Genomic DNA, 17,999 nt, shown 5'->3' on the forward strand with positions numbered 1-17,999 from the left:
CTTCGCTGCGCCAACCTCCCGGTCGACCCCGCAACCCTTGCTGCGTCTGCTTTGCAGCGCTGCGTTGTGTTGCGAGGGGGCGAATATTAAGGGACGCCGGACCGACTGGCAAGCGATTTCGCGAAATAATTCGAAGTACCCTTAAAAGTTGCGTAGGAGGCGCAAATGTCGCGGTGGTGACAACATCCAGCGACGCCTCGGCTTAAGCTGAGACCGTGGGCGTTGGCCCAACCCGAAACGCCTTCCTCTATATATAGGCGTCGAATGCCAAGCAGAGCAGTTGAAGGAGACAAGATGACCCGACCCGTGACGCCCGGCCTCTCCCTGGTCGCCGGCAGCACCGACATCCCCCTGTCTGATCAGACGATTCCGGCACTGCTGGCGCGCACAGTCGCCGCAAGCCCGGGCGGCCCGGCAGTGGTATTCCGCGAGCATGGCGTGCGCTGGAGCTGGACGGAGTTCAGCGACCAGGTCGATCGCCTGGCCTGCGGCCTGCTCCAGCGCGGCATCCAGCCGGGCGACCGCGTCGGCATCTGGGCGCCGAACCGCCCCGAATGGCTGGTGACCCAGTTCGCCACCGCGCGCACCGGCGCCATCCTGGTCAATATCAACCCTGCCTACCGCCAGGCGGAGCTGGAATATGCGCTGAACAAGGCTGGCGTGCGCATGCTGATCACGGCCGCGCGTTTCAAGAGCAGCGACTACCTGGCCACCCTGCAGGCGCTGGCGCCGGAACTGGCCGAGGCCGAGCCGGGTGCGCTGCGCGCCGCCCGGCTGCCGCGGCTGCAGTGGGTGGTCCGCATGGGATCCGAGGCGACGCCCGGCATGCTTAATTACGATGCACTCCTGGCCGAACCCGATACTGCGCGCCTCGATGCGGTGACCGCCACGCTCTCCGCGCATGACGCCATCAATATCCAGTTCACCAGCGGCACCACCGGCAACCCCAAGGGCGCCACCCTGACGCATCACAACGTGGTCAACAACGGCCGCTTTGTCGCCATGGCGATGCGCCTTGGCGACAGTGACGTACTGTGCATCCCGGTGCCGCTCTATCACTGCTTCGGCATGGTGCTGTCGGTGCTGGCCTGCGTCTCGGTCGGCGCCTGCATGGTGTTCCCGGGCGAGGCCTTCGATCCGCTCGCGACCATGCAGGCGGTCAGCGAGGAACGCTGCACCGCCCTGCATGGCGTACCGACCATGTTTATCGCCCAGCTGGACCATCCGGAGTTCAGCCGCTTCGACTTCTCGACCCTGCGCACCGGCATCATGGCCGGCGCCCCCTGCCCGATCGAGATCATGAAGCGCGTGGTGGCTGACATGCATATGTCCGAGGTCACCATTGCCTATGGCATGACCGAAACCAGCCCGGTCTCGTTCCAGAGCGCCACCGACGATCCGCTGGACAAGCGCGTCGCCACCGTCGGGCGGGTGCAGCCGCACCTGGAATGCAAGGTCGTCGACGCCCTCGGCGAGGTCGTGCCGACCGGCGCCACCGGCGAGCTCTGCACCCGCGGCTATTCCGTGATGCAAGGCTACTGGGAAGACGACGAGCGCACCCGCGAGGCCATCCGCGACGGCTGGATGCACACCGGCGACCTCGCCACCATTGACGACGCGGGCTACTGCAACATCGTCGGCCGGGTCAAGGACATGCTGATCCGCGGCGGCGAGAACATCTACCCGCGCGAGATCGAGGAATTCCTGTTCCGCCATCCCAAGGTGCAGGCGGTACAGGTCTTTGGCGTGCCTGACCAGAAATACGGCGAGGAGGTCTGCGCCTGGATCGTGCTCAAACCCGGACAGACCGCCACCGAGGACGAGATCCGGACGTTCTGCCGCGACCAGATCGCCCACTACAAGATTCCGCGCTATATCCGCTTTGTCTCGGAAATGCCGATGACTGTGACGGGCAAGGTGCAGAAGTTTGTCATGCGCGACACCATGATTCATGATCTGGGACTTTAGCCGGACGCACTCGCGTCGGCAGACATAAGCGGGATCCTCCATGACCATCCGAATCGTAAGGCTGGGCGCGCCGCGCGCGGCCGATGAAGGCCTGCGCATCGGCACCGTGCGCCGGCCGCCGCGGGGCGTGCCCAAATCCGAGTTTGCCAGCCGCGATTTCTACGATGTCTGGTATCCCGTGCTATCGCCATCGCCCGAGCTGGTGGCCCAGGCGCTGCAGGCCACCGATGACAAGCAATGGTGGGCGTTCGTGCGGCACTTCCGCAAGGAAATGGCCGCGCCGGACCCCAGCCGCACGCTCGACCTGCTGGCGGCGCTGTCGCACCAGACCAATTTCTCAGTGGGCTGCTACTGCGAGAACGAGGCGCACTGCCACCGCTCGATCCTGCGCGAGCTGCTGGCCGAACGCGGGGCCGTGGTCGGCTAAGCTGCACGCCGTGCCGGGAATCTCCCCGGCTTTGATTTCCCCGCTTCCCGCATTCCGATGGCCCTGAACGTTGTCTGGCTCGGTTTCTTCCTGATTTCCTTTGTCGCCGCCTGCGTCCGCCTGGCCAGCGGCGATCTCACCGTCTTCCCGGCGATGCTGGCGAGCCTGTTCGACAGCGCGCGCACGGCCTTCGAGATCGCGCTCGGCCTGGCCGGGGTGATGAGCCTGTGGCTTGGCATCATGCGCATCGGCGAGCGCGCCGGCGTGGTCGATGCCTTCGCCCGGCTGGTGAACCCGCTGCTGCGCCATTTCTTCCCCGGCGTGCCGCAGGGCCATCCTGCACAGGGGGCGATGATGATGAACGTGTCGGCCAACCTGCTCGGGCTGGACAATGCCGCCACGCCGCTCGGCCTGAATGCCATGCGCGAGCTGCAGACGCTGAACCGGCGCCCGGACGTGGCCACCGATGCGCAGATCATGTTCATCGTGCTGAATACGGCCGGGCTGACGCTGATCCCGACCTCGGTGATCGCGATCCGGCAGGCCATTGCGGTCAAGCAGGGGCTGGTGGGTTTCAATGCGGCCGATATCTTCCTGCCGACGCTGCTGGCCACCGGCGGCTCATGCCTGGCCGGCCTGCTGGCGGTGGCGTGGGTGCAGCGGCTGAACCTGCTGCGCCCGGCCGTGCTGGTGGCGTTCGGGCTGGTCGCGGCGCTGCTGGGCGGGATGTTCGCCTGGCTGCGGCACGCGCCGCCGGAGCAGGTCGGCAGCGTGACGGCACTGGCCGGCGCCGGCTTCATCCTGTCGCTGATCACGCTGTTCCTGGTCTGCGGCGCGCTGCGGCGGGTCAATGTCTATGACGCCTTTATCGATGGCGCCAAGGAAGGCTTTGGCGTCGCCGTGCAGATCATTCCCTACCTGGTGGCGATCCTCGTAGCTATCGGCCTGTTCCGGGCCACCGGCTGCATGGACGTGCTGATGGGCTGGCTGACGCTGGGCTTTGCCCAGCTGGGCGTCAATACGGACTTCGTGCCGGCGCTGCCGGTCGGGCTGATGAAGATCCTGTCCGGCGCCGGCGCGCGCGGGCTGATGGTGGATGTGATGACGACCTATGGGGTGGACTCGTTCCAGGGACGGCTGGCGGCGATCATCCAGGGCTCGACCGAGACCACTTTCTATGTGCTGGCGGTCTACTTCGGCAGCATCAATGTGCGCAATACGCGCCATGCGCTGGGTTGTGCGCTGGTGGCCGATGCTGCCGGGATTGTGTGTGCCGTAGGTGCCGCATATCTGTTCCGTTAGAACACGGCCGGATGGTCGGAAACCGGATTTTGTCGCATCGATACAACACCATTGTGCGCATTGTCAGACATTGACACATGGCCACTTGGTGCGTCGCAACAAACCATGTATAGTGGAGTCTGTCTCCTCCACCACCTCGGTGGATTCCAACCCACGCACAACCTGCGTGGGTTTTTTTTCGCCTTCGCGCCGGAACGGTCACAACCCCTGTGCACGTTTGCCCCTGCTGGCGCAGCAATCGTGCTTGGATCCTCGCCACGCGGCTTTCTCGCTCCACCGTGGTGCGGCGAGCCGCTGCTGTGGCCAACAAGCCAGTTTTGTTGCGCCGCAGCAAACGGTATCGTAGAGTGGCCACACGACGGGTGCCCAACCTGGCAGGCCCGCGTGGATCCCGGCCCCGCATGTTCGCCTCCGCCCTCCTTGCCCGCTACTGGCCTGACCCCGTGCTGCTCCGGCGCGGGATCATCTATGCGCTGTCGTTCCTGGCCCTTGCCGGTATTGGCTGGCTGACCGGCGATGCAGGCTACCTGTGGTCGGCCACGGCCTCGATCTGGACCTGCCTGGCGGACCGGCAAGGCACGGCGTCGGCACGGCTTTCCAGCCTGGGAGCGGTCGGCATTGGCGGGGCGGTGGCCAGCGCGCTGGGCGCGGCCGTGGCGCCGGCGCCCTGGCTGGCCGTGCTGGTGGTGATGGCGGGAGGGCTTGCCGCAGGCCTGGCAGAGACGCGCGGCCCGGCCAGTGCGCTCGCGGCCAAGCTGCTCTATGTCGTGCTGGTGGCCGCGTGCCTGCAGCCTGCGGCCGGGCCTGACTTGGCCGTGCAGGCCCTGCAAAGCGGGCTCGACTTCCTGCGCGGCGGCGTGTTCGCGTGCCTGGCTTGCCTGGCACTGATCCCGTCGGCCCGCGACGACCGGCCACGCACCGAGATCCTGGCCGCCTACGACGCGCTGGTCCGGCTCGCCACGGCACTCGCCGACACCCGCCACGGCAATGACCTCGCCACCTGCAAGCAGGACATCCGCAACCGCATCGAGGCCGCGCGCCAGGCCATCGAGGCCCGACGCAGCCTGCGCGACGCTTACACGCTCCTGCACTATGCCTATGCCGTGGGTGTCGCAGACGCCCTGTTTGGGCTGCTGATCGTCGCGGGCGAGCTGCGCGAGCGCGCCGGCGCCGCCCATGGCTTGCCGATGCAGCCGCCGTTGCGTCATATCGCGCGCTGCGTCGCCGACGCCCGCGAGCAAGTCGGCCAGGCACTGGCGCGGCACGCGCCCGACCTGCCGGCATTGAGCGCGGCGCTGCGCCACGAACTGCGGCGCCTGACCGCGCCCGTGGCCAATGCCAGCGCCCCGCCCCCCTATCAGTCGGCACTATCCGCCCTGGCGCGCCATCCGGATTTCGACCGATGGCGCGCAAGCTTCCGCTGGCCGCGGCGCGGCATCGGGCACGGGCTGGCCCAGATGCTGCGCGGGCTGGCCGACCACGCCGCAGGCGATGCCCTGGCCACGCGCCACGCCCTACGGCTGGCGCTGGCCGGCAGCCTCAGCCTGGTGCCGGCGCAGTGGTGGCGGCTGGACCACGGCTACTGGGTGGCGGTAACCGTGATCATGGTGCTCAGCCCCCAGCTGCAGACCACCCGGCAGGTTTCCGTGAAACGCTTTGCGGGCTCGCTGGCGGGCGCACTGTGCGCCTGTGTGATTGGCCTGCTCCATCCGGCGCCAGTGGTGGCGCTGGGCATCAGCGCGGCATTCCTGGCCGGGGCTTATGCCAGCCGCCTTGCCGGGCAGCCCGGGGCGTTCGCGTTCTGCCTGACGCCGGCCGTGATCCTGTTCTCATGGGTGGGCGCGCCGGCCGTCGACAGCAGCCACTTTGCCGCGCTGCGCGGCATCGACACCGCCCTGGGCTGCCTGATCGCGCTGGCGACTTACTATGTGCTGGCACCGCGCGTGGAAATGTCGCGTGTGTTCCGCCATGCCGTCGACGCGGTGGCGGTCAACGCGGTCTACCTGCGTGCCGCCTTTGCCGCCAGCCGCGTGGCCGAGGCCGCGACGCCGCGCGCCGTGCCGCGGCTGGAAGCCTTGCGCGTTGCCGCCGGCCGGGCTTCCACCCGCGCGGAACACACGCTGGCACAGACCGCCGGCGCGCTAGCGCCGGACTATGCCGGGGCCTACCAGCGCGTGCATGCGAGCGCGCGCCGCATGGCCGCGCTGGCTGGCGTGGTGCGAGCCGGGGTGGAGTCGGGCGTTTTCACGCTGCCCGCCGGGGCTGAAGTGCGCGCGCTCCTGACGCAACTGGACGCGCAACTGGCCGAGCTGGCGATGCGGCCGGGCCTGGCGGGCCCTGCCGGCAGCACCGAACGCCCGGCGCTGCCACCCGCCGCCGCTTTCGACGCCTTCCTGGCGGAACAGGTCGACTACGCCGCCGCGCATATCGCCGCCGCCCATGCCGCGGTGGCGGACCTGCGCACGCTGGGCGCGGCCGCGCGCAAGCTGCCGGGGCGCCGGCGGGCGCACAGCGGCTGAGCGGTACCAAAAAAGAAGGTTGCCGGACCGGCCGGGCTTTACGGAACGCGGCGATGGCCTATATTGATTTAATACGCCCGCCGCCAGCACGAGGCACGCCATGTCCGACATCACGTTCCCTCGCAGCCTCCCGACCTACTGCGCAGCCAGCCTCACGCTGTCCTGCCCCGCCACGGTCAACGGCAGCCCCACCTTGTATTCCGTCACCGCCGAGGCCCTCGAAGCCCATTTCGGCGCGCGTTCGCCGCGCGAGGAAGACCTGGTCGCAGCCTTCACCAGCAACCGCCAGCGCATCGAGCGCCTGGCCGAAAGCCTGTTCGAGCTGACCGAGGCGCGCGAGATCGTGCTGCGCAGCGGCCATTTCCGCTTTGCCGGCTGAATCCCGTCAGTGTCCTGACGCCCCCGATCGGGGGCGTGATTTCATTCGGCCATTCAGTCGGCCTTCGCCTCGCCGCGCACCAGCAGCACCGGCATGGTGGACTGGCGCATCACAGCCTCGGCCACGCTGCCCAGTACCAGCCGGCGCACGCCGCGGCGTCCGTGCGTGCCGATCACCAGCAGGTCGGCGCCCCACTGGCGCGCGGCCTCGTTGATTGACGCCCCCAGGTCACCGGGCACCGGCGCTTCGGACACCAGCCGGGTTTCATGCGCCACGCCGGCCGCGGCCAGCCGCTGCGAGGCGGCCTGCAGCGCGCGCTGGCCGCTTTCCTCGAACGCCTTCTGCAGCTGGCTCGGGTCGTAGTACCCGGCATCGAACATGGGCGTGCCGGTGTCCACGACATAGAGCGCCAGCACGGTGGCGCCGCCCGGGGCCGCCACGCGGATGGCTTCGCCCAGCGCCAGGTCGGACGTGCTGCTGCCGTCCACCGCCACCACGATCTTGCTGTATGTCGTGCTAGTCATTGGTATTGCCTCCGTTAACGGGGAAAGGGATCGCGGCGGTAACGCCGCCTGTCTTCGATACTACACGTGCGGCAGCCGCCACGTGGCGAGCTGAATCAAGCACGGCCACAGTAGCGGGCTTTCCCTTAAATTGACCGACCGGTCGGCATATATATAATAGGGCCAGTCGCTGCCCGCGATCCGAGCGGCATCCCCGCCAGAGGAGACAATATGTACACGCAGAGTCTTGACCTGCCCGGCCAGCACGCCGAAGCGGCACAGGCCAGCGCGCCCCAGGACGAAGCCGCCCGCCAGGCCGCGTTCGATGCCTGCATGGCCGCCGACGGCAAGATCGAGCCGCAGGACTGGATGCCGCAGGCCTATCGCAAGACCCTGGTGCGCCAGATCTCGCAGCATGCGCACTCGGAGATCGTCGGCATGCTGCCTGAGGGCAACTGGATCAGCCGGGCCCCGTCGCTCAAGCGCAAGGCCATCCTGCTGGCCAAGGTGCAGGATGAAGGCGGCCATGGGCTCTACCTGTATTCCGCCGCCGAGACGCTGGACGCCTCACGCGATGACCTGGTCGACGCGCTGCACAGCGGCAAGGCCAAGTATTCGTCGATCTTCAACTACCCGACGCTGACCTGGGCTGACGTGGGCGTGATTGGCTGGCTGGTCGACGGCGCGGCGATCATGAACCAGATCCCTCTGTGCCGCTGCTCGTATGGCCCGTATGCGCGCGCCATGATCCGCATCTGCAAGGAAGAGTCGTTCCACCAGCGCCAGGGCTTCGACGCGCTGCTGGCGATGATGCGCGGCACCGAGGCCCAGCGCGAGATGGTGCAGGACGCGGTCAACCGCTGGTGGTTCCCGGTGCTGATGATGTTCGGCCCGCCCGACGCGGCCTCGACCAACAGCGCCCAGACCATGGCCTGGGGCATCAAGCGCATCTCCAACGACGACCTGCGCCAGAAGTTTGTCGATGCCACGGTCGAGCAGGCCCGCGTGCTGGGCGTGACGCTGCCCGACCCCGGCCTGCAATGGAATGCCGAGCGCGGCCACTATGACTACAGCCCGCTGGACTGGGATGAGTTCTGGCGCGTGATCAACGGCGACGGGCCCTGCAACCGCGAGCGCCTGGCCACCCGCGTGAAAGCGCATGAGGACGGCGCCTGGGTGCGCGAGGCCGCGCTGGCGCACGCCGCCAAGGTGGCCGAACGCGAAGCCCGCGCCAGCCGCGCCGCGGCCTGAACACCGCGCCCGAGGACGGAGGAGACAAACGATGCAACGCAAGGAATGGCCGCTGTGGGAAGTGTTCGTACGCAGCAAGCAAGGCCTGGAACACAAGCATTGCGGCAGCCTGCACGCCGCCGATGCGCAGCAGGCGCTGCACATGGCGCGCGACGTCTATACGCGGCGCCAGGAAGGTGTGTCGATCTGGGTGGTGCCGTCAGCGGCCATCACCGCGAGCGTGCCCGAGGAAAAGCCGGAGCTGTTCGACCCGATGGCCGACAAGATCTACCGGCACCCGACGTTCTACCAGCTGCCCGACGAAGTCAACCACATGTAAGGCCCGCACCATGACCGCGTCCCCACAGCCGACTGTGCCCGCCTCGCTCGACCACCTGCCGCCGGCGCGCACCGCGGCCTTGCGCTACGTGCTGCGCCTGGCCGACAACGCCCTGGTCCTGGGCCAGCGCAACGCCGAATGGTGTGGCCATGGCCCGGTGCTGGAAGAAGACATCGCACTGGCCAACATCAGCCTGGACCTGATCGGCCAGGCGCGGCTGCTGTACGGCCGCGCCGGCGAGCTCGAAGGCGAGCTGACCGGCCTGCCCCGCCATGAGGACGACTACGCCTACTGGCGCGCCGAGCGCGACTTCCGCAACTGGACACTGCTGGAGCTGCCGCACCGCGGCCCGCTGGCCGGCAACGCCGCCGCCGAGCGCGACTACGCCGTCACCATCATGCGCAACTTCCTGTACAGCGCGCTGATGGTCGAGCTGTGGGAAGCATTGCTGGCCAGCGGCGATGACCAACTGGCCGCGATCGCCGCCAAGTCGGTCAAGGAAGCGCGTTACCACCTGCACCACGCGGCTGGCTGGGTAGTGCGCCTGGGCGACGGCACCGAGGCATCGCACGCGCGCATGCAGCGCGCACTGGAGCACCTGCTGCCCTATATGAACGAGTGCTTTGCCGAAGACGCGGTGGAAGCCGGGGCCGCCGCGCAGGGCATCGGCGTCATCACGGCCACGCTGCGCCCAGCCTGGGATGCCACCGTCGCCGAGACGCTGCAGGCCGCCACGCTAACCCTGCCCCAGGCCACGAGCTTTGTCTCGACCGGCAAGCACGGCCTGCACTCCGAACACATGAGCTACCTGCTGGGCGAGATGCAGGGGCTGGCGCGGGCCCATCCGGGCGCGCAATGGTAAGCGCCCGCTTCGCCGAAAAGGGTTGACCAACATGAACATCGCCGCCCTCCCCCCGCGCAACGACCGCGCCACCGATGGCCAAATCGCGCGTGCATGGGCGGCGCTGGAGGCGGTGCCGGACCCGGAGATCCCGGTGGTGTCGATCCGCGACCTGGGCATCCTGCGCGATGTCTTGACCGGCGCCGACGGCGCGCTTGAGATCGTCATCACGCCCACCTATTCCGGCTGCCCGGCGATGTCGCAGATCGCCGAGGACATCGGCCGGGCGCTGGACGGCGCCGGGCTGGCGCCGTGGCGCATCCGCACCGTGCTGGCGCCGGCCTGGACCACCGACTGGATCACCCCGGCCGCGCGCGAGCGCCTGCGCGCCTTCGGCATTGCGCCGCCGGGCCAGTGCCGCACGCCGGCCGCGGCGCAGCCGCTGGGCTTTGTGCCTCGCGCCGCCCGCGCGGGCGCGCCCGATGTCGTGGCCTGCCCGCGCTGCGGCAGCGTGCATACGCAGGAAATCTCGCGCTTTGCCTCGACCGCCTGCAAGGCGCTGTACCGGTGCCTGGACTGCCGCGAGCCGTTCGACTATTTCAAACCCTACTGAGCCCCGCCGGGCCGAAGCCAGGCTGCCATGACACCACAGTTCCATCCGCTGCGCGTGGCGCAGGTGCGCCCCGAGACCGCCGACACCATTTCGATCGCATTCGAGGTGCCGGAGGCGCTGCGCGACGCCTACCGCTTCACCCAGGGCCAGTTCCTGACGCTGAAGGCGCCGGTCGACGGCAAGGACCTGCGCCGCTCCTACTCGATCTGCTCGGCCGTGCAGGACTACGACGCGCACGGCGAGCTGCGCGTGGCGGTCAAGCTGGTCGAGGACGGACTCTTTTCCACGCACCTGCATGACTCCATCGCCCCGGGCCAGGTGATCGACGTGATGACCCCCGACGGGCGCTTCCACGTGCCGCTCGATGCCGGCGCGGCGCGCCACTACGTTGCCTTTGCCGCCGGCAGCGGCATCACGCCGGTGCTGTCGCTCGTCCGCACCACGCTGCAGGCCGAGCCGCTCAGCCGGTTCACGCTGGTCTACGGCAACCGCAACGTCGACAGCATCATCTTCTCCGAGGCGCTGGAGGACCTGAAGAACCAGTACCTGGCGCGCTTCACGCTCTACCACGTGCTGTCGCGCCAACCGCAGGAGGTCGACCTGCTGCACGGCCGGCTCGACCACGACCGCGTGAGCGCGTTCCTGCAGACGCTGATCCCCGTCGAAGATATCGACGCGGCCTTTGTCTGCGGGCCGGCCTCGATGATCGACGAAGCGGAGGCGGCGCTGCGCGATGCGGGCCTCGATCCGCACCGCATCCATGCCGAGCGCTTCGGCGTGCCGCTCGCGCAGGCAAAGCGAAAGCCTGCCCCCGCCCACACCGACCATGCCGGCACGGCCGAGCTGGTGGTGGTGCTCGACGGCAAGCAGCACAGCCTGCGTCTGCCACTGGAAGACGCCAACGTACTCGACACCGCGCTGGCCTCCGGCCTGGACCTGCCCTTTGCCTGCAAGAGCGGCGTCTGTTGCACCTGCCGCGCCAAGGTGCTGGAGGGCCAGGTGGAGATGGAAAAGAACTACACGCTCGAGCCCTGGGAGATGGAAAAGGGCTTCGTGCTCACCTGCCAGGCGCGGGCGCTGACGCCGCGGGTGGTGGTCAGCTACGACGAACGCTGATCCGGGCACGCCGGCGCGTGCGTATTCAGACAATTGCCGACATTGGCCAGCACGGGCCGTGACTACAATGGCGGCAGGCAGCTTCCTGCTGGCGCGATGCTTGCAGGACAGTGACCGGGCGGGCCGCGATCGCGCCTGTCGCATCGCCGCCGCGGCGGTGCCAGCGAACCGTCCCACCCATATACAATCACGGCCATGCAATATATCCACGTCGTCAATGGTGATGTAGCAGGCACGACCCTGCGCCAGGCCCTGGCCCAGGCTGCGCGGCCGGACCCTGTCGTGGTGCTGCGCGACGACCTGGCGGTGGGACCGCTGGCCGACATCGACAGCACCGGCCTGATCCGCTCCGGCTTCTGGCAGCGGGTCGCCCCGCATACCGACATCGATTTCGGCGCCGAGATGCGCCAGGCACTGGACCAGCTCCAGGCACTGCGTCAGGACAGCATGGAAGTGGCCATCTGGCACGGCCAGAGCGCAGCCGACCAGCTGATGCTGCGCCGGGTGGTGTTCCACCTGTACCAGGCGCCGCAGCGGATCAATGAAATCGCCATGGACCTGCGCGAGCTGGAAATGCCTGCGCAGGGCAACCTGGCGGCGATCGGCATGTACACGCCCGCGCGGCTGGCGCGGCGCTTTTCCACCATCGCCCCGGTCTCGGTGCTGCGCCTGGGCCGCCTCGGCTACGAGTGGCAGCAGAACGTCAAGGAAAACGCCGACGTGCGGCTCTGGAAGGGCAACACGCTGGTGCCGGCGGCGTACCACACCATCGACGAGATCATCATGGATCGCGCCCCGTCCGACTGGACGCCCGCGGCGCAGATGGTGGGCAGCGTGATGGGCGCGATCGAGGGTCTGCTGGCCAGCGACTGGTTCGTGTTCTGGCGCTGCCGCGAGCTGATCGCCATGGGCCAGCTGGTGCTGCGCGGCAATGCTGACTCGCTCGATACCTGCGAACTGCGCCGCCATTTCGGCAGCAGTGGCACCGGCGGCGAATAAACGAGAATATGGCCCGTACCAAGGCACCCGATTTCGAGGCGCAGCGCGAGCAGATCCTGGACCTGGCCGCCGCCGCCTTTGCCAACAGCAGCTACCCCAGCACCTCGATGGCCGACCTGGCCGCCGCCTGCGGCACCTCCAAGGCGCGGCTGTACCACTATTACGAGAGCAAGGAAGCGATCCTGTTCGACCTGCTGGACCGCTACACGCGCCGGCTGATGCTGCTCGTCACTGAAGTGGAGGCCGACGCCGAGCGCCACGCGCGCACCGACAAGGCAGCCTTCGGCAACCTGATCCGTGCCTTCCTGGCGGAGTACGAGACCTCGCAGACGCGCCATATCGCGCTGATCAACGACGTCAAGTTCCTGGCCGAGACCCAGCGCGACCTGATCCTGGGCCGCGAGCGCGACGTGGTCGCGGCCTTCTCGCGCCTGCTGCGCCGGGCCTACCCGGAGCGCGTCACGCGCGAGAACCAGACCGCGCTGACCATGACCATCTTCGGCATGATCAACTGGACCTTCACCTGGCTCAAGCCGGGCGGCCGGCTGTCCTATGCAGAGTTTGCCGAGATGGTGGTCGACCTGCTCGAAGGCGGCCTGCCCGGCCGGGCCGCGGCCGCGCGCTGACCCGGCGCTGGCCCGTCGCCCTGCCACTCACATCCACTCGGCCTCTTCGCGCTGGCGCCGCTGCTCGCGGTCCTGGCGGAACATCTCTTCCAGTTCGTCGCGCGCCTGGCGCGCCAGCGAGACCAGCTTCTTCTGGTCGGTGTAGTGCGGATAGAAGCGGTCGATCGCCTGGATGTTGTGGCGCCGGAAACGCAGTGCCACGTTGCGGGCCTCGGCCGGATCGAAGCCCAGCCCCTCCAGCACGCGGCGGCCCAGCATCAGCGAGCCCTCGAACATCTCGCGCTCGAACAGGTGCACGCCGCGGTCCTTGAGCTGGTAGACATGTGACACATGGCGCGCCCGGGCGTAGATCTGCAGTTCGGGAAAGCGTTGGCGCACGCGGTCGATCAGTTCCAGGCTTTCGTCCATGCCGTCGATGGCGACCACCAGGATGCGCGCGTCGGCAATGCCCGCGGCCTCCAGCAGGTCCAGCCGGGTGGCGTCGCCATAGAAGACCTTGAAGCCGTACTGGCGCAGGAACTCGATCTGGTCGGGGTCGTGGTCCAGCACTGTCACGCCCACGCCCTGGGTGTACAGCAGGCGGCCGACGATCTGGCCGAAGCGCCCGAAGCCGGCGATCAGCACCGGATTGTGCTGCGGCGTGATGGCCTCGTCGGGCCGGGCCTTGCCACTGCCCAGGCGCGGCGCCACCAGCCGGTCATAGGCCAGCAGCAGCAAGGGCGTGGCCACCATCGACAGCGCCACCACCAGCACCAGCAGGGCCTCGGTCTCGCGCGGTAGCAGGCCGGCGGTGCCCGACACGCCGAACACCACGAAGGCGAACTCACCGCCCTGCGAGATCAGCAGCGCAAACAGCAGCCGCTGGCCGCGGGCGATGGCGAAATACCGCGCCAGCAGCGCCAGCACCGCGGTCTTGGCAACCACGAACGCGGCCACCAGACCCAGCACCAGCCAGGGCGAGCGCGCCAGCACGGCAAAGTCGATCGACATGCCGACGGCCATGAAGAACAGGCCCAGCAGCAGGCCCTTGAACGGCTCCAGGTCGGCCTCGAGCGCGTGGCGGTATTCCGAATCGGCCAGCAGCACGCCGGCCACGAAGGTGCCCAGCGCCATCGACAAGCCCACCGCGTCCATCATCAACGCAATGCCCACCACCAGCAGCAGCGCAAACGCCGTGAACATCTCCCGCATGTCAGTGCGGGCGATAAAGCGCAGCGCCGGGCGCACCAGGTAGCGACCGCCGACCACCACCGCACCGATCACCGCCACCGCCTTGCCTGCCGCCAGCCAGCCGGCCGCGCCCGGACCCGCGCCTTCGGCGCCCTGCGTGGTCAGCAGCGGCAACAGCGCGATCATCGGGATCGCGGCGATGTCCTGGAACAGCAGGATGCCGAAGCTGGCCGCCCCCGCCGGCGTGCCGAAGAGGTTGCGCTCGGTCAGTGTCGCCAGCGCGATCGCGGTGGACGACAACGCCAGTCCCAGGCCCGCCACCAGCGCCACCTGCCACGGCGCGCCCGCCAGCGCCGCCACCGCGCCGATCACCAGCGCGCAGGCGGCCAGCTGCGCGCCGCCGTAGCCAAAGATGCTCCGCCGCAGCGCCCACAGCTTGCGCGGCTCCAGCTCCAGGCCGATGACGAACATCATCAGCACCACGCCGAACTCGGAGAAATGCAGGATCGATTCGACATTGGTCACCAGGCGCAACGCAAACGGCCCGATCGCCGCCCCCGCCAGCAGGTAGCCCAGCACCGCGCCCAGGCCGCCGCGCCGCGCCAGCGGCACCGCCACCACCGCCGCCACCAGGAACACCAGCAGCGCAATCAGGAAGTCGTGCTGATTCATGCCTGCCCCCCCGCCGGCGCGGCACCGGTGCCCAGCCGCCCGCAGACATGGGCGATATGCTCGGCCAGCGCCTGGGCGTCGGCATTGTTGGCGTCGTGCAGCACCACCGGCGGCAGCCAGTTCATGCCGCACAGCAAGGCGCTCTGCTCCAGCGGCAGCAGGAAGTCCCCGATCGGGTGGCCATGGGTGCCGTCCGGCCCGTAGGAATCGGCCGTGCCGCCGGTGCTCACCACCGCCAGCAAGGACTTGCCACGCAGCGCGGTGCCGCCGGGGCCATAGGCCCAGCCTGGCTCCAGCACCTCATCGAGCCACAGCTTGAGCAGCGCCGGCACGCTGTACCAGCGCACCGGGAACTGCAGCACGATGGTGTCCGAGACCGACAGCACGCGCTGCTCGGCGACGACGTCGATGTCATAGTCGACATAGCTGCGGTAGAGATCGCGTACCTGTACCTGCGGCAGCGCGGCCAATGCATCGGCCAGCGGCCGGTTGACGCGCGAACGGCTGGGCGTGGGATGCGCGTAGATCACAACGATTGGGGGCTCGGTCATCAAAGGCGATCGGCTGGGCAAGGGAGCAGACGAACCTGCGGGAAAGCGTGGAATTGCGGCGTTGCACCAAATCCACATCCAGTGTCAGGCAACAATTCATCACATTTTTTCAAGCTGTTGATTTTATTCGATTTTTATTGATGCTGTGGCGAGACGTCGGCCTGCTGCGGCGCGGGAAGCTTACGCCGAACTGACAATTCCACTACAATACTTTTGGCGCCGCATCAAGATGGTGTTTCCCCGAGTCCTGCACCGATGCAGGGAAAAGTGCCTGGAAAAACACCAACGCAGTGCTATGTTTATCTGTGACTGCACCTGGAAGGAAATAACGTGAATCCGCTCGAACTGAGCAAGGCCGTCGGCGCACTGACCGACGAAGATCTGCGCAAGGCAGCCGAAGCCGCACAGGCCACCCACCGCGCCACCGTACTGGTGCGCGAGCTGGCGGCCCACCACCGCTCGCGCCTGCTGAAGCATTTCCTCGCCCTGGGCGAGGAGGATCGCCTGCTCCGTTTTGGCCAGTCCGTGGGCGACCACGTGATCGAAGCCTATGTCGACAGCATCGACTTCGACCATGACAGCGTGTTCGGCGTGTACGACGACAAGCTCGAACTGATCGGCGTGGGCCACTTCGCCAACCTGCGCGACAACGCCCAGGGCCGCGTGGCAGAGTTCGGCGTGTCGGTGTCGGGCAGCGCCCGCGGTCGCGGCATCGGCAGCGCGCTGTTCGAGCGTGCCGCCATCCACGGCCGCAACACCAATGTGCGCACGCTGTATATGCATTGCCTGTCGCGCAACGCCGCGATGATGCACATTGCCAAGAAGGCCGGCATGAAGGTCCAGTACGCCTACGGCGAGGCCGATGCCTACCTGGAACTGCCGCCGGCCGACACCGCCAGCCGCCTGACCGAAGCGCTGGACGAGCAGCTCGCCGACCTGGACTACGCGGTGCGCCGCAACCTGCGCGACGCGCGCCGCTTCGGGCTGCGCTTCTGGCGCACCATGGTGCCGCAGAAGCACACTGCCTGAGCTCCGCGGGTCCGCTTATTGCGGGTTCCACGCCAACGGCGCATCGCATCGATGCGCCGTTTTTATTTGCGGCCTCAGGCTTGCCGCATCAGGCCGCGCCGCCCACCGGCAGCGCCGTGGTGTCCTTGATGCTTTCCAGCGCAAAGCTGGAACGCACGTCGATCACCGACGGGTGCGCCAGCAGCTGTTCCTGCATGAAGCGCGCGAAGTGCTCCATGTCTTCCACGTAGACCTTGAGCAGCAGGTCCATCTCGCCGGTCATGGCGTGGCACGCGGCCACCTCCGGCCAGACCGCGATCGAGGCGCGGAACAGGTCCAGCGGTGCCTTGCCCTTGGGCGCGCCACCATGCTTTTCCAGCCGGACATTGATATAGGCCAGCAGGCCAAGTCCGATCTTGTTGGGCTCCAGCAGCGCTGCGTACTGCCGGATCACGCCGATCTCCTCCAGCCGCCGGATGCGGCGCAGGCAGGGGCTGGGCGACAGGTTGACGCGCTCGGCCACTTCCAGGTTGGTCAACCGGCCGTTGGTCTGCAGCACTTCCAGGATCTTCCGGTCGATCTTGTCCAACTCCACCTTGCTCACGATATTGTTGCTCCGCAATATGTTTATTGGCAATTTTTTTGCGCAAATTTAGCAAGCCGTGCACAAGTACGCAATTTTTTGTGTAATTACGTCCGATATAGGGCCGCTTCTGATGAGCTGACAGCCTTATCGGTCACTCGCGCGGCAGCCGGTCGGGCTGGGCAAACCTGTGCGGTGGCGCCACCGCAAGTCGCGGCCGCGCCCCGCCGGCCGGAAGCAGGCAAGGATGGTGCCAAGCCCGGCAAACAGGGAAGCGGCATTCTACGGGCGTTTGCGGGCGAGGTCAGGTTCTTCCTGGTGCACGCACAAGGCGAACAGGCAAAGAAAAAGCGCGCGAACCCTAAGGCTCGCGCGCTTGGTGGCGTCGCTGGCAGTGTCCGCTGGCGCGGCCCTGCCAGGGCCGGTCAGCCGCCGCTGGTGGACGGGGCGCCCGGTGCCGCGGGCGCCGGCTGGCTGCCCGGAGCCGCCTGGCCACGCGGCCCGCGGTCGCCGCGGTGCGAATGGTCGCGGTGCATCTTCTCCATGCCAGCGCGGATTTCGTCGCGGGTCAGCTTGCCGTCGCGGTTGGCGTCGAGCTGGTCGAAGCGCTTGGCCAGGCGCGGCAGGCCGGCGTTGGCCTCAGCCTTGGTCAGCGCGCCGTCGCCGTTCTTGTCGGCAGCCTTGAACTTCTCGTCGAAGGCTGCCTGCATGCGCGCATGGTGCTCGGCCATGGCGGCCTTGCGGTGCGCGTCCATCTCGGCCTTGTCGATCTTGCCGTCGCGGTTGGTGTCGAGCTTGTTGAACCAGGCGTCGGCTTCCGCCTTGGAGATCGCGCCATCGCCGTCGGTATCGATTGCCTTCATCCACATGCCGCCACCGTGGCCCATATGGTGATGGTGGCCCATGCCGGGCTTGCCGGCTGGCGCAGCGGGTGCGGCGGGGGCGCTGGCCTGGGCAAATGCGCCACCGGCGACCAGGAGGGCGGCCGATGCGGCCAGGAATTGCTTCAGGATCTGCGGCTTGTGATTGCGTTGCATGTCTTGCTCCTTTTCATCACGTTTGGCATGTACGGATTAGAACGCAGACGATGCGGGGAAGTTGGCGCTTTTAATACGATGTTACCCGGCTCACAGAAAGGGCCGCGCGCCGTAA

The 17,999-nt window shown here is 67.9% G+C and carries 18 protein-coding genes; 13 read left to right on the top strand and 5 right to left on the bottom strand.

Annotation, left to right across the window (positions count from 1 at the left end):
- Nucleotides 1–294: 294 nt before the first annotated feature.
- The 5 genes from ACW4E8_RS23815 (at nt 295) to ACW4E8_RS23835 (ending at nt 6,595) form a co-directional block, all read left to right on the top strand.
- Nucleotides 295–1,968, top strand: a complete 1,674-nt coding sequence (locus ACW4E8_RS23815) for an AMP-binding protein (RefSeq protein WP_456806768.1) — start codon at nt 295–297, stop codon at nt 1,966–1,968.
- A 40-nt stretch (nt 1,969–2,008) separates the two neighbouring features.
- Entirely contained in the window at nt 2,009–2,395 is a 387-nt protein-coding gene (locus ACW4E8_RS23820) for a DUF488 domain-containing protein (protein WP_456806769.1), read from the top strand.
- Nucleotides 2,396–2,452: 57 nt separating this feature from the next.
- Nucleotides 2,453–3,697, top strand: coding sequence for a nucleoside recognition domain-containing protein (locus ACW4E8_RS23825; protein WP_456806770.1), 1,245 nt, complete (start codon nt 2,453–2,455; stop codon nt 3,695–3,697).
- Between the two features lie 401 nt (nt 3,698–4,098).
- Nucleotides 4,099–6,216, top strand: a complete 2,118-nt coding sequence (locus ACW4E8_RS23830) for an FUSC family protein (RefSeq protein ID WP_456806771.1) — start codon at nt 4,099–4,101, stop codon at nt 6,214–6,216.
- A 100-nt stretch (nt 6,217–6,316) separates the two neighbouring features.
- On the top strand, nt 6,317–6,595 hold the full coding sequence (locus ACW4E8_RS23835; RefSeq protein ID WP_013958269.1) for a DUF1488 family protein: 279 nt from the start codon (nt 6,317–6,319) through the stop codon (nt 6,593–6,595).
- Between the two features lie 53 nt (nt 6,596–6,648).
- Here ACW4E8_RS23835 and ACW4E8_RS23840 read toward each other — a convergent pair whose 3' ends face one another.
- Entirely contained in the window at nt 6,649–7,119 is a 471-nt protein-coding gene (locus ACW4E8_RS23840; RefSeq protein WP_456806772.1) for a universal stress protein, read from the bottom strand.
- A gap of 210 nt (nt 7,120–7,329) precedes the next feature.
- Here ACW4E8_RS23840 and paaA point away from each other — a divergent pair, with 210 nt between their 5' ends.
- From paaA to ACW4E8_RS23875, 7 genes are all read left to right on the top strand, one after another.
- On the top strand, nt 7,330–8,349 hold the full coding sequence (gene paaA, locus ACW4E8_RS23845; RefSeq protein WP_456806773.1) for a 1,2-phenylacetyl-CoA epoxidase subunit PaaA: 1,020 nt from the start codon (nt 7,330–7,332) through the stop codon (nt 8,347–8,349).
- A 31-nt stretch (nt 8,350–8,380) separates the two neighbouring features.
- Complete coding sequence (paaB, locus tag ACW4E8_RS23850) at nt 8,381–8,668, top strand: 1,2-phenylacetyl-CoA epoxidase subunit PaaB (RefSeq protein WP_012354162.1); 288 nt, start codon at nt 8,381–8,383, stop codon at nt 8,666–8,668.
- A 10-nt stretch (nt 8,669–8,678) separates the two neighbouring features.
- Nucleotides 8,679–9,530, top strand: a complete 852-nt coding sequence (gene paaC, locus ACW4E8_RS23855) for a 1,2-phenylacetyl-CoA epoxidase subunit PaaC (protein ID WP_456806774.1) — start codon at nt 8,679–8,681, stop codon at nt 9,528–9,530.
- 31 nt (nt 9,531–9,561) lie between these two features.
- Nucleotides 9,562–10,122 carry a 1,2-phenylacetyl-CoA epoxidase subunit PaaD gene (gene paaD / locus ACW4E8_RS23860; RefSeq protein WP_456806775.1) on the top strand — a complete coding sequence of 187 codons (561 nt, stop codon included), beginning with the start codon at nt 9,562–9,564 and terminating at the stop codon, nt 10,120–10,122.
- Between the two features lie 27 nt (nt 10,123–10,149).
- Nucleotides 10,150–11,238 (top strand): 1,2-phenylacetyl-CoA epoxidase subunit PaaE, encoded by a 1,089-nt coding sequence (gene paaE / locus ACW4E8_RS23865; RefSeq protein WP_456806776.1) that lies wholly within the window; start codon nt 10,150–10,152, stop codon nt 11,236–11,238.
- Between the two features lie 195 nt (nt 11,239–11,433).
- Nucleotides 11,434–12,237 carry a DUF1835 domain-containing protein gene (locus ACW4E8_RS23870; RefSeq protein ID WP_456806777.1) on the top strand — a complete coding sequence of 268 codons (804 nt, stop codon included), beginning with the start codon at nt 11,434–11,436 and terminating at the stop codon, nt 12,235–12,237.
- Nucleotides 12,238–12,245: 8 nt separating this feature from the next.
- Nucleotides 12,246–12,863 carry a TetR/AcrR family transcriptional regulator gene (locus ACW4E8_RS23875; protein WP_316151782.1) on the top strand — a complete coding sequence of 206 codons (618 nt, stop codon included), beginning with the start codon at nt 12,246–12,248 and terminating at the stop codon, nt 12,861–12,863.
- Nucleotides 12,864–12,890: 27 nt separating this feature from the next.
- On the opposite strand, the gene kefC is transcribed toward ACW4E8_RS23875, so the two are convergent.
- The gene (gene kefC, locus ACW4E8_RS23880) at nt 12,891–14,705 is read right to left on the bottom strand and encodes a glutathione-regulated potassium-efflux system protein KefC (protein ID WP_456806778.1); all 1,815 of its coding nucleotides are present in this window, start codon (nt 14,703–14,705) and stop codon (nt 12,891–12,893) included.
- Nucleotides 14,702–15,256: a glutathione-regulated potassium-efflux system oxidoreductase KefF gene (gene kefF, locus ACW4E8_RS23885; protein WP_456806779.1), complete on the bottom strand. Its 555-nt coding sequence runs from the start codon at nt 15,254–15,256 to the stop codon at nt 14,702–14,704. Before kefF ends, kefC begins: the two co-directional genes overlap by 4 nt.
- A gap of 330 nt (nt 15,257–15,586) precedes the next feature.
- Here kefF and ACW4E8_RS23890 point away from each other — a divergent pair, with 330 nt between their 5' ends.
- Nucleotides 15,587–16,285 carry a GNAT family N-acetyltransferase gene (locus ACW4E8_RS23890; RefSeq protein ID WP_010813461.1) on the top strand — a complete coding sequence of 233 codons (699 nt, stop codon included), beginning with the start codon at nt 15,587–15,589 and terminating at the stop codon, nt 16,283–16,285.
- 88 nt (nt 16,286–16,373) lie between these two features.
- On the opposite strand, the gene ACW4E8_RS23895 is transcribed toward ACW4E8_RS23890, so the two are convergent.
- Nucleotides 16,374–16,868, bottom strand: a complete 495-nt coding sequence (locus ACW4E8_RS23895; protein ID WP_010813460.1) for an Lrp/AsnC family transcriptional regulator — start codon at nt 16,866–16,868, stop codon at nt 16,374–16,376.
- Nucleotides 16,869–17,272: 404 nt separating this feature from the next.
- Complete coding sequence (locus tag ACW4E8_RS23900) at nt 17,273–17,884, bottom strand: EF-hand domain-containing protein (protein WP_456806780.1); 612 nt, start codon at nt 17,882–17,884, stop codon at nt 17,273–17,275.
- Nucleotides 17,885–17,999: the final 115 nt, after the last annotated feature.

It is taken from the genome of Cupriavidus sp. CP313, from assembly GCF_054072015.1.

What these genes read in the sequence shown, in the direction of transcription:
- ACW4E8_RS23825 (WP_456806770.1), top strand. Translation starts at nt 2,453, where the DNA reads ATGGCCCTGAACGTTGTCTGGCTCGGTTTCTTCCTGATTTCCTTTGTC.
- ACW4E8_RS23840 (WP_456806772.1), bottom strand. Translation starts at nt 7,119, where the DNA reads ATGACTAGCACGACATACAGCAAGATCGTGGTGGCGGTGGACGGCAGC.
- kefF (WP_456806779.1), bottom strand. Translation starts at nt 15,256, where the DNA reads ATGACCGAGCCCCCAATCGTTGTGATCTACGCGCATCCCACGCCCAGC.
- paaB (WP_012354162.1), top strand. Translation starts at nt 8,381, where the DNA reads ATGCAACGCAAGGAATGGCCGCTGTGGGAAGTGTTCGTACGCAGCAAG.
- ACW4E8_RS23900 (WP_456806780.1), bottom strand. Translation starts at nt 17,884, where the DNA reads ATGCAACGCAATCACAAGCCGCAGATCCTGAAGCAATTCCTGGCCGCA.
- ACW4E8_RS23835 (WP_013958269.1), top strand. Translation starts at nt 6,317, where the DNA reads ATGTCCGACATCACGTTCCCTCGCAGCCTCCCGACCTACTGCGCAGCC.
- paaE (WP_456806776.1), top strand. Translation starts at nt 10,150, where the DNA reads ATGACACCACAGTTCCATCCGCTGCGCGTGGCGCAGGTGCGCCCCGAG.
- ACW4E8_RS23875 (WP_316151782.1), top strand. Translation starts at nt 12,246, where the DNA reads ATGGCCCGTACCAAGGCACCCGATTTCGAGGCGCAGCGCGAGCAGATC.
- ACW4E8_RS23820 (WP_456806769.1), top strand. Translation starts at nt 2,009, where the DNA reads ATGACCATCCGAATCGTAAGGCTGGGCGCGCCGCGCGCGGCCGATGAA.
- paaC (WP_456806774.1), top strand. Translation starts at nt 8,679, where the DNA reads ATGACCGCGTCCCCACAGCCGACTGTGCCCGCCTCGCTCGACCACCTG.
- ACW4E8_RS23830 (WP_456806771.1), top strand. Translation starts at nt 4,099, where the DNA reads ATGTTCGCCTCCGCCCTCCTTGCCCGCTACTGGCCTGACCCCGTGCTG.
- paaD (WP_456806775.1), top strand. Translation starts at nt 9,562, where the DNA reads ATGAACATCGCCGCCCTCCCCCCGCGCAACGACCGCGCCACCGATGGC.
- paaA (WP_456806773.1), top strand. Translation starts at nt 7,330, where the DNA reads ATGTACACGCAGAGTCTTGACCTGCCCGGCCAGCACGCCGAAGCGGCA.
- ACW4E8_RS23815 (WP_456806768.1), top strand. Translation starts at nt 295, where the DNA reads ATGACCCGACCCGTGACGCCCGGCCTCTCCCTGGTCGCCGGCAGCACC.
- kefC (WP_456806778.1), bottom strand. Translation starts at nt 14,705, where the DNA reads ATGAATCAGCACGACTTCCTGATTGCGCTGCTGGTGTTCCTGGTGGCG.
- ACW4E8_RS23870 (WP_456806777.1), top strand. Translation starts at nt 11,434, where the DNA reads ATGCAATATATCCACGTCGTCAATGGTGATGTAGCAGGCACGACCCTG.